This is a genomic window from Janthinobacterium sp. SUN128, from assembly GCF_030587275.1.
Taxonomy (GTDB): domain Bacteria; phylum Pseudomonadota; class Gammaproteobacteria; order Burkholderiales; family Burkholderiaceae_D; genus Janthinobacterium; species Janthinobacterium lividum.
Genome location: NZ_JAPWHY010000001.1, coordinates 2,460,011 through 2,473,194, shown reverse-complemented (window position 1 = coordinate 2,473,194; position 13,184 = coordinate 2,460,011). Strand labels below are relative to the sequence as shown.

Here is a 13,184-nt window from a genome sequence, read left to right as displayed (position 1 = left end):
GCGTTGTTCCGTTTGATTCATGGCGCTTGAGCGCCTGTGCGCTCGCGCTGTGAGCTTTGACCCTTTGAAGGCTTGATTATGCAATTTTCCGAAAACTGGCTCCGTACCATGGTCGATCCGAAGATGACTTCGGACGAACTGGCCCATCTGCTGACCATGTCCGGTCTCGAAGTCGAGGACGTCGATCCTGTCGCCCCGCCGTTCTCGAACGTGGTGGTGGGCCTGGTCCTGGAGATGGAAAAACATCCGAATGCGGACCGCCTGAATGTGTGCCAGGTCGATGTCGGCACGGGCACCATGCTCAACATCGTCTGTGGCGCGCCGAACGTGCGCCCGGGCTTGAAAGTCGTGTGCGCGATGGCGGGCGCCGTGCTGCCGCCTGGCGCCGATGGCAAGCCGTTTGAAATCAAGGTGGGCCAGCTGCGCGGCGTCGAGTCGCAAGGCATGCTGTGCTCCGCGCGCGAATTGAAATTGTCGGAAGAAAACGCCGGCTTGATGGAATTGCCGGACGACGCGCCGATCGGCCAGAATTTCCGCGATTACTTTGCGCTCAACGACTTGAAATTCACCATCAAGTTGACGCCGAACAAGGCGGACTGCCTGTCCGTGCTGGGCGTGGCGCGCGAAGTGTCGGCATTGACGGGCGTGCCCCTGAATGCGCCGCAGTTCCGCACCGTGCCGGTTTCCAGCGACGAAATCCTGCCCGTGAAAGTCAGCGCGCCGGACCTGTGCGGCCGTTTCACGGGCCGCGTCATCCGCGGCTTGAACGCCAAGGCAGCCACGCCGGACTGGATGAAGCAGCGCCTCGAGCGCAGCGGCCAGCGTCCGCTGTCGGCCCTGGTCGACATTTCCAACTATGTCATGCTGGAACTGGGCCGTCCCAGCCACGTGTTTGACCTGGCAAAGATCCACGGCAGCCTCGATGTGCGTTGGGGCAAGGCGGGCGAATCCGTCAAGCTGTTGAATGGCAACACCATTGCCGTCGACGAGTGGATCGGCGTCATTGCCGATGAGCAGGAAATCGAATCGCTGGCCGGCATCATGGGCGGCGACGCCAGCTCGGTTTCGGACGATACGGACAGCATCTACCTGGAAGCGGCATTCTGGTGGCCGAACGCCATTCAAGGCCGCGCGCGCCGCTTGAATTTCTCGACCGATGCGGCACACCGCTTCGAGCGCGGCGTCGATTTCGCCACCACCGTCGAGCACATCGAGCGCATCACGGCTCTGATCGTGGAAATCTGCGGCACGCCGGCCACGACCGTCGGTCCTGTCGACGACCACGTGGTGAATTTGCCGCAGCGCCAGCCCGTGTCGATGCGCACGGCGCGCGCGCAAAAAGTCATCGGCGTGCCGCTCAACGATGAGCTGATCGCCGATATCTTCACGCGCCTGGCCCTGCCATACACCCTGGCGGACGGTGTGTTTTCCGTGACGTCGCCCAGCTACCGTTTCGACATCGAGATCGAGGAAGACCTGATCGAGGAAGTGGCGCGCGTGTACGGCTTTGAAAACATCCCGACCTTGCCGCCCGTGGCCGCGAACGTGATGCAGATTGCACCGGAAAATACCCGCTCGCTGTTTGCGGTACGTCATGAGCTGGCCGACCTGGGCTTCCAGGAAGTGGTTAACATGAGCTTTGTCGATACGGTATGGGAGCGCGATTTCTCGGGCAATACGAACCCGATCAAATTGCAGAACCCGATCGCCAGCCAGATGAGCGTGATGCGTTCCTCGCTGATCGGCAGCCTGATCGCCAATGTGCGCTACAACCTGAACCGCAAGACGAACCGCGTGCGCATCTTCGAAGTGGGCGCCATCTACCAGCGCGACGACAGCGTGGAAAACGGCCCCTTGTCGGTGGCTGGCTACGCCCAGCCGAAGCGCGTGGCGGCCATGGCCTACGGCGCGGTTGCCGACGAGCAGTGGGGCCAGGCTGCGCGCACGGTCGACTTCTTCGACGTGAAGGCGGACCTGGAAGCGCTGTTTGCACCGCTGGTCTTGCGTTTCACCAAGGCGGAACATCCGGCCCTGCATCCGGGCCGTTCGGCCAATGTGGAGCTCGATGGCAAGGTCATCGGTTTTATCGGCGAACTGCACCCGCGCTGGATGCAAAAGTACGACTTGCCGCTGGCGCCTGTGCTGTTCGAAGTCGACGCCGCTGCCTTGACGCAACGAGTCGTGCCGGCGTACCAGGAAATCTCGAAATTCCCTGGCGCCAGCCGCGACTTGGCCGTGGTCGTCAAGCAATCGGTGGCCGTGCAGGATCTGCTCGACAGCTTCCATGCCGCCGCCAAGTCGAGCCCGGCAGCGCGTATCGTGCAAGCCATTGTTTTATTTGATGAATATCGTGGAAAAGGGCTGGAAGTGGATGAAAAAAGCCTTGCTTTCCGGATTAGCTTGCAAGATACTCAAAACACCCTGCAAGACGATGTCGTCGACGGCCTGATGGCTGTCCTGATCGATGCGGCCAAGCAGGGCCACGACGCGAAACTGCGTTCGTAATTACCGGACGGCCGTCACCTTGCGTGACGGCCTTTCCGTCGTCAACCGTAGACGAGCTTGCCATGTGGCAGGCTCGGGCGCACAGAAAAGGCAGGGCAGGAAAATTAATAACAGCGACGTTGATTCCGCCGTACTGCAATCCGCACTGGCCGCCGATTTGCATCGGGCCATGCTGGTTGCCAAAGTGCGCCAGGAAGCGGAAAAAGATTTACCCACCTTGACCAAGGCGGAACTGGCCGAACTGTTGTTCGAGCAAGTGGGCCTGAACAAGCGCGAAGCGAAGGATATGGTCGAGACCTTTTTCGACGAGATCCGCAATGCGCTCGAGCGTGGCGAGGCCGTCAAGCTGTCCGGTTTCGGCAATTTCCAGTTGCGCGACAAGCCGCAGCGGCCAGGCCGCAATCCGAAGACGGGCGAAGAGATTCCCATCACGGCGCGCCGTGTCGTGACCTTTCATGCGAGCCAGAAGCTGAAAAGCATGGTCGAAGAGACCAGTCCGCTGGCACGTGCTGCCTGAGTGAGTGGCGATGAACGAGCGCATCAGTAAAACCGAGTTGATCGCCTTGCCGCCCATTCCGGCGAAACGCTATTTCACGATCGGCGAAGTGAGCGAATTGTGCGGCGTCAAACCGCACGTGTTGCGCTACTGGGAGCAGGAGTTTTCCCAGCTCAAGCCGGTCAAACGACGTGGCAACCGCCGTTATTATCAGCACCATGAGGTGCTGCTGATACGCCGTATCCGCGAATTGCTGTACGAGCAAGGCTTTACCATCAGCGGCGCGCGAAACAAGCTCGACAGCCGTGGCGCATCGCATGCCATCCTTGACGAGTTGCCAGTGCTGCCGGCCATGCCCGTTGTGCCGCAGGAAGCGCCGCTGGACCGCGTGTGGATACGCAATGAATTAATTGCGATTTTAAACTTGCTAAAATAAGATTTGTACCAATATAGGTGGGGTTGTCCGGTAGCAGTTGACTAAGTTGACTATACTGCATGGGCGCTCCGTCTTGGCGTTGACGCTACCGTACGGCGCGCCATATTTTGAATATAATGTTAATGTTGCGTTTTTGTTAGTGACGCTAAGCCGGAGCAGCGTTCAGGTTCCGGTAGTCTTTCCCAGGCCAGGAAAATTTAAGGGGAAACAATGATACGCGTTGCCATTTGTGATGATCACCAAATAGTACGAGCTGGATTCAAACAGATTTTTTCGTCGTCAAGCGATTTCAGTGTGGTGGCGGAAGCCGGTACGGGGCGTGAAGCCCTCGATATCGCCCGCCGCGAAATTTGCGATGTATTGTTGCTCGATATAGCCATGCCCGATCAGAGCGGCATCGATACCTTGCGCACGATCCGCCAGGGCCAGCCGGAATTGCCCGTGCTGATCCTCAGCGGCTATCCCGCGCAGCAATACGCGCTGAACCTGTTCAAGATGGGCGCGAATGGCTATCTGAACAAGGAATGCGAAGCCGACGAGCTGATGACGGCCGTGCGCACCGTTTTCCAGGGACGCCGCTACGTCAGCTCCACCGTCGGTGAATTGCTGGCGCAGTCGTTCGACCGCGACACGAATGCCGCCCTGCATACGGAATTGTCGGACCGCGAGTTCCAGGTCTTCCTGCGCCTGGCGCGCGGCGCCACCGTGTCCGATATCGGTGTTGCCTTGTCGCTGAGCATCAAGACGGTGAGTACTTACCGTACCCGCATCATGGAAAAAATGGGCTTGCAATCCAACAGCGACTTGACCTATTACGCAATGAAAAACAATTTGCTTGACTAGCGCTGCGGTGCGATCATGGAAACATGATCGCTCAGCCAGCTGGCCAGCACGACTTGTGCAGTGCAGCAGTTTGTGGCGAGGACTATAATTGGCCGGCGCCGGCGCTCTCTCCCGCGCCGAACCTTGCTAAGGATGCACATCAGGATGTATTTCACCGCTGAACCGGCCCCGAATCACCGCCTGCCCCTGTACAAGACGATCCTGTGCGTGACGTGCGCCTTGTTGCTTGTACTTAATGGTTTCAGTCTCTTTCATAACCTGCAGTCGCTGAAGGGCACGAATGCCTTGCTCAGCCAGAGCGCCCGCGTGGCGGACCGCCTGCAGTATTTGAACGTGCTGGTGCTCGATGCGGAAAGCAGCTTGCGCGGCTATTTCATTTCCGGCTCCGAAACCTATCTGGGGCCGTCGAAGACGGCTACCACTGAAATTGAAAACGAATTCAACGAGCTGCAGACTTTGCTCGCGGGCAGTCCCACCCAGCTGAAAAACCTGGGCCAGCTGAAAAGCTTGATCCGCCGCAAGATGTCGATGCTGCAAGAGTCGATCGAGGTCTACAGGCAGGGCGGGCTGGCCGAGATCGTCAACATTTCCCGCGTGACCGATGACCGCGCCACCATGGACGAGATCCGCCTGCAGGTGGTGATCATGACGCGGGAGCAGAATGAAGCGCTGTCGTCCGGCAGCGCCGCCTTTTACCATGAGTACCAGAAAGCCGTGCTGCTCGGCATCGGCATCAATGCCCTGGCCATCCTCGTGCTGATCATGTTTTACCAGCTGGTGCGGCGCAGCTTCCAGAACCGCGCGGCCGTCGAGTATGCATTGCAAAATGCCAATGACAATCTCGAATCGACGGTCAGCAAGCGCACGGAGCAGCTATCCGTGCTGTCGCGCCATTTGATCAGCGTCAACGAAGTGGAAAAAGCGCGCCTGGCGCGCGAATTGCATGATGAGCTGGGTGCCAACTTGACCTCGATCAGCATGGACCTGGGTGCCGTTACGCAGCAACTGGCACACACGCAGCCGGAACTGGCCGCGCAATTACGGCGCGCCAAGGCAACCTTGCTGGAAACGGTGGAACTGAAGCGCCGCATCGTCGAGGATTTGCGCCCGAGCCTGCTGGACAACCTGGGCCTGTGCGCCGCCATCGAAAGCTATTGCGAGGATTTTACGCGCATGAGTTCCGTGCGCTGCGAAACGGACGTGGCCATCAATATCGACAACCGCGAAGCCACCCTGACGATTGCCCTGTTCCGCATCGTGCAAGAATCGCTGACGAACATCCTGAAATATGCGCGCGCCGGCATGGTCAGCGTGACATTGAAACGCAACGAGCATGGCCTGGTGCTGCGCGTGATCGACGATGGCATCGGCATCACGGAAGATGCCTTGCAAAAACCCATGTCGCACGGCTTGCTGGGCATGCGCGAGCGGGCTTTGTTGCTGGGCGGCACTCTCACCGTGCGCCAGGGGCCGGAAGGCAAGGGGACATGTGTGGAAGCCGTGATTCCCCTGCCGCTGACGCCGGAGCCGGAAGATATCGATGCGGATGCTGAAGCCTAGTTGAGGTTGCGGCAAAAAAAATGGCCGGGCATGCAAGCCCGGCCATTTTTTTATCTGTCTGCCTGATCAGCAGCGCGATACGTCGCGCAGCAAGCGGTCATATTCTGTCTTGGCCACTTTGTAGCACTCGCCCGCATAGCATTCCAGGCCGGCGCGGTCCAGCACCGTGATATTGCCGCGGCGATAGTGGATCAAGCCTTCTTCCTGCAGTTTGCCGGCGGCGGCCGTGATGCTTTCGCGGCGCACGCCCAGCATGATGGAGATCAGCTCTTGCGTGACTTTCAATTCATTCGATGGCGAACGGTCCAGGCGGTCCAGCAGCCAGCGGCACAGCTTTTGCTCGATCGAGCTGTGGCGGCCGCCGACGGCGTTCTGCGCCATTTGCGCAAACAGGGCGTTGGTGTAGCGCATCAGCAACTGGGGCAGGGCGCCACCTTGATTGAAGGCATCGCGCAAGCTTTGCGTTTTCAGGCGGTAGCCGTAGCCGGCGCTTTGCACGACAGCCGTGCACATGGCGCGCTCGCCTGCCAGCAGCGAGGCGCCGGCCACGCCTTCATGGCCGACAACGGCGATTTCCGTCGTGGCGCCGTCTTCCATTACATACAGCAAGGAAATGATGGCGGTGGTAGGGAAGTAGCTGTATTCCAGGTTGTTACCGTAGGCATACAGTTCCTTGCCGAAAGGCAGTTCGACCAGTTCCAGGTCTTCGAACAGCGATTCGAGCGCGGCGCGCGGCAGGGCGGCCAGCAATTCATTCTGTTGGGCACTGCTGAGGCTAACCCGCGACGCAAGCTTGATTTCCCGACCGGCCGCCGGCATGGCGCGCGGCAGCAACTGGTTCTTCTGGACCGGGGCGATAAGTTGAGTATGGCTCATAGTATTCCTCACAGGCTTTTTACATCGGAGTGCGACTGCCGCGTTGCTGGTCAAAAAAAACTGCCGTACTCATGTGGTAACGGCGTTTTTGTCGACCGCGCGGTGCAGATCGCGATGTAGCTACTTTAAAAGCTTATGTAAGTGGCGAACATAAGATTAGCAGTCGCCACTTTGTAGTCTCCATTGAGGCGAAATTGTAGTCCTTGTCCTACGTGCACACTTTTGACTAGCTAGCCTTGCGCCGTTCCGCGCGATTTTGTGATATGACGCGCGGCTTGTTGGCGCTCCACAGGCCGGCCGGACGCACGCTGGGCAGGCCGTCGCGCACGGTTGCGGCGGGTGTCTGGCGCACGTTTGGCGCCTCGTGTTCCCCCAGGCGGAAGCGGCTGACGGCCTGCGTCAGCGCTTCGCCTTCCTGGTGCAGGCGCTGCGAACCGGCGCGTGCCTCGTCGACCAGGCCCGCGTTCTGGCGCGTCATGTCGTCGATTTGCGCCAGCGCGCCGTTGATGCGGGCGATCTCGCCATTCTGCTCGGCGCCGGCGCTGCTGATGCGCCCGATGACGACAGACACCTGCTGCACGGCATCGACGACCTGGCGCATGGTGCTGCCGGCCGCATTGACCAGGTCGCCGCCCGCATCCACGGTGGCGACGGAATCGCCGATTAGGCGCTTGATCTGCTGCGCCGCCTCGCTGGAGCGCTGCGCCAGGCTGCGCACCTCGGACGCGACGACGGCAAAGCCGCGTCCCTGCTCGCCCGCGCGGGCCGCTTCCACTGCCGCGTTCAGGGCCAGGATATTCGTCTGGAAGGCGATGCCGTTGATGACGCCGATGATGTCGACGATCTTGTGCGAGCTGGCCTTGATCGAGGCCATGGTCTCGACCACGGCGCTGACGGTCTCGCCGCCGCGCAGGGCCACTTCGGCGGCCGAAGCCACCAGGGTGCGCCCCTGTCCTACGTGGGCTTCGTTGCGGCCCACGGTGGCCGTCAGCTCGCGCATCGAGTCCACGGTGGCGCCCAGCGCATCCGCTTGCGTGGCCGTATGGCCGGACAGGGCCGCGTTGCCCTGCGCGATATCGGCGCCGGCTGCGGCGATGACGGCCGCGCCGCCGCGGATTTCCTGCACCAGGGTGGCCAGGCCGTGCGTCATGGCGCCGAAGTCGCGCACCAGGTCGCCGATCTCATCGTGCGCCTGCGAGGTAATGCGCCGCGACAGGTCGCCCGCCGCCGCGGCGCCGACGGCCACGCGCAATTGCGTCACGTCGCGCGCGAAGGCGGCATAGAAGCCCGCGCACAGGTAGGCGGCGGCCAGCAGCACCAGCAGCATGGCCGCCAGGATCAGGCCCCGGCGCGCCTCGTCGCGGGCGATGCGCTGCGCCCGCAAGCCGTCCAGGGCGGTGGCCGAGGAGCCGGACAGCGCCTGCAGGGCATCGATCGCCTGCATGCCGGCCGCGTGGAATTGCGCGCCCGAGGTCTGGTCGTAGGAATTCGTCACTTCATTCTTCGTGCGTTCGAGGAAGGCCAGCGCGGCCGGCACGGCTTTCAGGGCTGGCTGCAGGCTGGCGCGCAGTTCCGGCTTGGCGGCGATGATTTCGTCGAAGCGGGCCGGCAGGCGTTCCAGTTCGTGGCGCGCGATCAGGGCGTTGGCGTTGACGAGCTGATCTTCATTCGCCTCGAACAGGCCCGTGTCGATATAGGCGGCGCCGCGCCCGGCGATGTCCGACAGGCTTTCAGCCAGGTCGGGCAGGGTGGCGGTGAAAACTGCGCTCAGGTGGTTGGCGCCCGCGTCCGGATCCAGGCTCAGGTGCGAACGGTCGGCTACCAGCTGGCCCAGTTTGGCCGCCTGGCGCAGCAGCGCCGTGTGCGCCGCGTAGCTGTCGCGCGCCGCAAGGCCTGCCTGGCGGCCCAGCAGGGCTTGCCACTGCTTCGTCAGTTCGGCCGCCTGGGGCAGGCCTGCGCCCGCCGGCAAGCGCGCCAGGGCGGCCAGCGTGGACGTGATGCGCGCATTCAGGGCCGTGTTGTCCATCCCCGCCTTGCCGCTCAGGCGCAAATGTTCGAGGCCGCGCCGCTGCTGCAGCAGCCGCGTGCCTTCCTGCAGCTGGCGCACATAGGCCACGCCCCGCTGCGCATCCTGCGCCTGGGTCAGCGATTTGCCCAGCTCCGAGATCAGCAGGGTGGTCGCCAGCGCCAGCGGCAGCAGGAAGACCAGGCAGACAAGCATGAATTTGGGCAGCAGGCGCAGGCGCTGCATGAGTCGGATGGCGGGGGTGAGGAGCATTTTCATCGGGTTTCCAGGAAAGAGTGGCAACATTTCTGCAGTGCAATGTTGCCTGCGGATTGTGACCCCTTGATGAAGTGGGCGATTTTGCCGTTCGCCAGAGTGAAGCAGTTCACACGGAAGGCCGATCCTTCTGTAAAATCGAGGGTTTTTTGCGAGGGCCATATTATGGTCACCAATATGGCCAACGAGAACGACATCAACACTCCCGATTCCAGCGACAATGCGGACATCGCCGCAGCGCCAGCGAGCAGTAAGGCGCCGGCCGTGATCGCGCGCGAAGTGCAGCGCCGCCGCACCTTCGGCATCATTTCCCACCCGGATGCGGGTAAAACCACGCTGACGGAAAAACTGCTGCTGTTCTCGGGCGCGATCCAGATGGCCGGTACCGTCAAGGCCCGCAAATCGGGCCGCCACGCGACGTCGGACTGGATGGAGATCGAGAAGCAGCGCGGCATTTCCGTCGCTTCCTCGGTGATGCAGTTCGAATTCCGCGACCACGTCGTCAACCTGCTCGACACCCCGGGCCACCAGGACTTCTCGGAAGATACCTACCGCGTGCTGACGGCCGTCGACTCGGCGCTGATGGTGATCGATGCGGCCAAGGGCGTGGAAGCGCAGACGATCAAGCTGCTGGCAGTCTGCCGCATGCGCAATACGCCGATCGTCACCTTCATGAACAAGATGGACCGCGAGACGCGCGATCCGCTGGACCTGCTCGACGAACTCGAGTCGGTGCTGAAGATCCAGTGCGCGCCCGTCACCTGGCCTATCGGCATGGGCAAGAACTTCCGCGGCGTGTACCACCTGCTGAACGACGAGATCATGCTGTTCAAGGCCGGTGAAGAAAAGGCCGATGGCGCCTTTGAAATCATCAAGGGCATCGACAACCCGCGCCTGCAGGAGATGTTCCCGCTGGAGATGGATCAATTGCGCATGGAAGTGGAACTGGTGCACGGCGCGTCGAATCCGTTCAACCTGGAGGAATTCCTCTCCGGCGTACAGACCCCCGTGTTCTTCGGTTCGGCTATCAACAACTTCGGCGTGCGCGAGATTCTCTCCGCGCTGGTCGACTGGGCGCCGGCGCCGCGCGAGCGCGACGCGACCGTGCGTTCGGTGGCTCCGTCCGAGCAGCCGTTTACCGGTTTCGTCTTCAAGATCCAGGCGAACATGGACCCTGCCCACCGCGACCGCATCGCCTTTTTGCGCGTGTGCTCGGGACGTTTCGAGCGCGGCATGAAGGTCAAGCATTTGCGCCTGGGGCGCGAGATCAAGGTGTCGAACGTGGTGACCTTCATGGCCTCCTCGCGCGAACAGGTGGAAGAAGCGTACGCGGGCGACATCATCGGCTTGCCGAACCACGGCAACATGCAGATCGGCGACAGTTTTTCCGAAGGCGAGATGCTGACCTTTACGGGCATCCCGTACTTCGCGCCAGACTTCTTCCGCTCCGTGCGCATCCGTAATCCGCTGAAGATCAAGCAGTTGCACAAGGGCTTGCAGCAGCTGGGCGAAGAGGGCGCGGTGCAGGTCTTCAAGCCGGTGCAGGGCGGCGAACTGGTACTGGGCGCCGTCGGCGTGCTGCAGTTCGAAGTGGTGGCCAGCCGTTTGCTCAACGAGTATGGCGTCGACGCCGTGTTTGAAGGCACCAGCATCAGCAGCGCGCGCTGGGTCAGCTGCGACGACAAGCGCATCCTGCAGGATTTCGAAAACGCGCTGGGCCACAACGTGGCCTACGATGCGGCCGGCAACATGGCCTACCTGGCCACGTCGGGCGTGAACCTGCGCCTGACGGAAGAGCGCTGGCCGAAATTGACATTCCACGCCACGCGCGAGCATTCGGCCAAGCTGGCCTGATGTAGCGCTGGTGGTGTCGGATTACGCGCTTTGCGCTAATCCGACCTACCGGTTCCTGGCGTAGGTCGGATTAGCGCGGCCACGCCGTGCGTAATCCGACACCCTTGTTGGCAGCAATTCAAGCCGGTAGGATCGTGCGCGTACTCCAGTCGCGCCGTTCCAGCAACAATGCCGTCAACTGCGCCGCCGTCATCGGACGCGCGAAGAAAAAGCCCTGCACGTTGTCGCAGCCGGCTTTTCTCAAAAACTCCACCTGCCGCAAGGTTTCCACCCCTTCCGCCACCACTTTCAGGTGCAGGCTGTGCGCCATGGCGATGATGGCCGTGACGATGGCTTCTCCCTCGCCGGGCAGGTCGTGCACGAAGCTGCGGTCGATTTTCAGCTGGTCGATGGGCAGGCGCTTCAGGTACGACATCGACGAATAGCCGGTGCCAAAATCGTCGATCGACAGGTGGATGCCCGTTTCCTGCAGGCGTCGCATCAGTTCCACGTTGGCGTGGACATTGTCCATCAGGACGCCTTCCGTGATTTCCAGTTCCAGCAAGCCATGCGGCAGCTGCGTTTCATCCAGGATGGCGCGGATATCGTCCATCAGGCCCGGGTCGCGCGCCTGGCAGGCCGACAGGTTGACGGCCACGTGCTCGAGCGAATCGAGCAGGCCTGCCTTGCACCACAGGGCCGCCTGGCGGCAGGCGCTTTGCAGCACCCAGCGTCCCAGGTCGACGATGATGCCGCTTTCCTCGGCCACGGGGATGAATTCGGCGGGGCTCAGCTGGCCCATGTCGCGGCAGTTCCAGCGTATCAGCGCTTCCACGCCGACGATGCGCCCGCTGCGCAAGTCGATCTGCGGCTGGTAGTGCAGATACAGTTCCTCGTTCTGCAGAGCCTTGCGCAGGTTCGCTTCCATGCGCAGGCGGCGCTGGGCGCGCAATTCCATTTCGGCCTTGAACACGGCGTAGCGGTTCTTGCCCTGGTGCTTGGCGTGGTACATGGCGGTATCGGCATTGCGCGTCAGGGTGGCCACGTCCTGCGCGTCGAACGGATACAGGCTCACGCCGATGCTGGCGCTGACATACAGCTGGTGGCCTTCGAGGTCGAACGGCGCGGCCAGCACGGCCAGGATCTTGCGCGCCACGCTGGCCATTTCCGAGGCGTCGTCGGCCGGTTCGACGATGACGACGAATTCATCGCCGCCGATGCGGCAGATGATGTCGGTGCCGCGCAGGATGGCCACCAGGCGCTCGGACACGAGCTTGAGCAGCTGGTCGCCGCAGTGGTGGCCCAGCGTATCGTTGACGATCTTGAAGTTGTCCAGGTCCAGCAGCAGCAGGCCCACGCTGCTGTCCTGGCGGTCGGCGCGCGCCAGCGCGTAGGCCAGGGCATCGTTGAATTCATGGCGGTTCGGCAGTTGCGTGACCGGGTCGACATGGGCCAGGTAGTGCAAATGGCTTTCCGCATGCTGGGCGGCCGTGCGCGTGCGGCGCACCATCAGGAACGTCAGGCCGAACGCGCACAGGCAGACGAGCAGGGTGAAGGTGGCAAATTGCGCCAGGCTGGCGTACAGCGGCGCCAGGCTGGCGCGCAGGTACAGCGCGCCGCCGCCGGGCAAGGTTTTCAGGATGGCGGCGCTGCCGTCCAGATAATCGATGTGCAGGCCGTTGCGCGGCGCCGCGGGCGCGGCATCGCTGGCGCTGCGCGCGTAGCTGGCAAACGGCGCGCCATAGGGGCTGTAGAGCAGTGCTTGCCGGACATGCGGGGCGGCGGCGAGGGAGGCGAGGAGTTGTTGCGCTGCAAGTCGATTGTCCTGGCGCAGGGCCTGGGTGGCGGCAGGCGCCAGCATGTCGGCCTGGATGCGCAGCGTGCGCTGGAAGGATGTTTGGAGGGAAAACAACTGGAAGAGGATCAGCAGCAGGCTGGCCATCGCCAGCATGGCCGCCGCGGCCAGCAAGTTCAAGCGGGCAATCCGGTCGCCGCGCAATTGCGCCGACGGCAGCATCAATGGCGCCATCATGACGCGCCCTCCTGCCGGCCTCGCTTGCCGCCGCCCCGTGTGATCCCGCCTCGCCCTGCCATACTTTACGTTCCAGTCTGATGAAAACCGAAGTGAGCCGGAACTCTCAACGTGTTGTTAAGGCCGACATATTGTCATTTTGCAGCGTGAAAGTACAGGGCGCGCGGCAATTTAGTGTCCATACCGCAGGCCGGTGGCAGCAGGCTAAGTAGGTCGTAATAAATTATTGTGATTTCTGACTTCCATAACCGGCGCTCTGCGGCGTTACCCGCTGCTAGCAGTGCCTGCACTGCGTCGCAACGGGCGCCTTGCAGCGCATCCG

Annotated in this window: 9 protein-coding genes; 6 read left to right on the top strand and 3 right to left on the bottom strand. The window is 62.1% G+C overall.

What is annotated here, in order from left to right; all coding sequences use genetic code 11:
• Nucleotides 1-78: 78 nt before the first annotated feature.
• From pheT to O3297_RS11115, 5 genes are all read left to right on the top strand, one after another.
• The gene (pheT, locus tag O3297_RS11135) at nt 79-2,505 is read left to right on the top strand and encodes a phenylalanine--tRNA ligase subunit beta (RefSeq protein ID WP_305048700.1); all 2,427 of its coding nucleotides are present in this window, start codon (nt 79-81) and stop codon (nt 2,503-2,505) included.
• Nucleotides 2,506-2,674: 169 nt separating this feature from the next.
• The gene (locus tag O3297_RS11130; RefSeq protein ID WP_010399205.1) at nt 2,675-3,022 is read left to right on the top strand and encodes an integration host factor subunit alpha; all 348 of its coding nucleotides are present in this window, start codon (nt 2,675-2,677) and stop codon (nt 3,020-3,022) included.
• Nucleotides 3,023-3,032: 10 nt separating this feature from the next.
• A complete protein-coding gene (locus O3297_RS11125) occupies nt 3,033-3,437 on the top strand; it encodes a MerR family transcriptional regulator (RefSeq protein ID WP_034783182.1) in 405 nt (134 codons plus the stop codon).
• A 210-nt stretch (nt 3,438-3,647) separates the two neighbouring features.
• A complete protein-coding gene (locus O3297_RS11120; protein ID WP_034783185.1) occupies nt 3,648-4,280 on the top strand; it encodes a response regulator transcription factor in 633 nt (210 codons plus the stop codon).
• Between the two features lie 144 nt (nt 4,281-4,424).
• The gene (locus tag O3297_RS11115) at nt 4,425-5,840 is read left to right on the top strand and encodes a CHASE3 domain-containing protein (protein ID WP_034783186.1); all 1,416 of its coding nucleotides are present in this window, start codon (nt 4,425-4,427) and stop codon (nt 5,838-5,840) included.
• Between the two features lie 66 nt (nt 5,841-5,906).
• On the opposite strand, the gene O3297_RS11110 is transcribed toward O3297_RS11115, so the two are convergent.
• Both O3297_RS11110 and O3297_RS11105 read right to left on the bottom strand, forming a co-directional pair.
• On the bottom strand, nt 5,907-6,716 hold the full coding sequence (locus O3297_RS11110; RefSeq protein ID WP_034783188.1) for a Crp/Fnr family transcriptional regulator: 810 nt from the start codon (nt 6,714-6,716) through the stop codon (nt 5,907-5,909).
• Nucleotides 6,717-6,942: 226 nt separating this feature from the next.
• Entirely contained in the window at nt 6,943-9,000 is a 2,058-nt protein-coding gene (locus tag O3297_RS11105) for a methyl-accepting chemotaxis protein (protein ID WP_305048699.1), read from the bottom strand.
• 174 nt (nt 9,001-9,174) lie between these two features.
• Here O3297_RS11105 and O3297_RS11100 point away from each other — a divergent pair, with 174 nt between their 5' ends.
• Nucleotides 9,175-10,851: a peptide chain release factor 3 gene (locus O3297_RS11100; protein ID WP_070258162.1), complete on the top strand. Its 1,677-nt coding sequence runs from the start codon at nt 9,175-9,177 to the stop codon at nt 10,849-10,851.
• Nucleotides 10,852-10,969: 118 nt separating this feature from the next.
• Here the strand turns inward: O3297_RS11100 and O3297_RS11095 are convergent, their stop codons facing one another.
• A complete protein-coding gene (locus O3297_RS11095; protein ID WP_305048698.1) occupies nt 10,970-12,862 on the bottom strand; it encodes a bifunctional diguanylate cyclase/phosphodiesterase in 1,893 nt (630 codons plus the stop codon).
• Nucleotides 12,863-13,184: the final 322 nt, after the last annotated feature.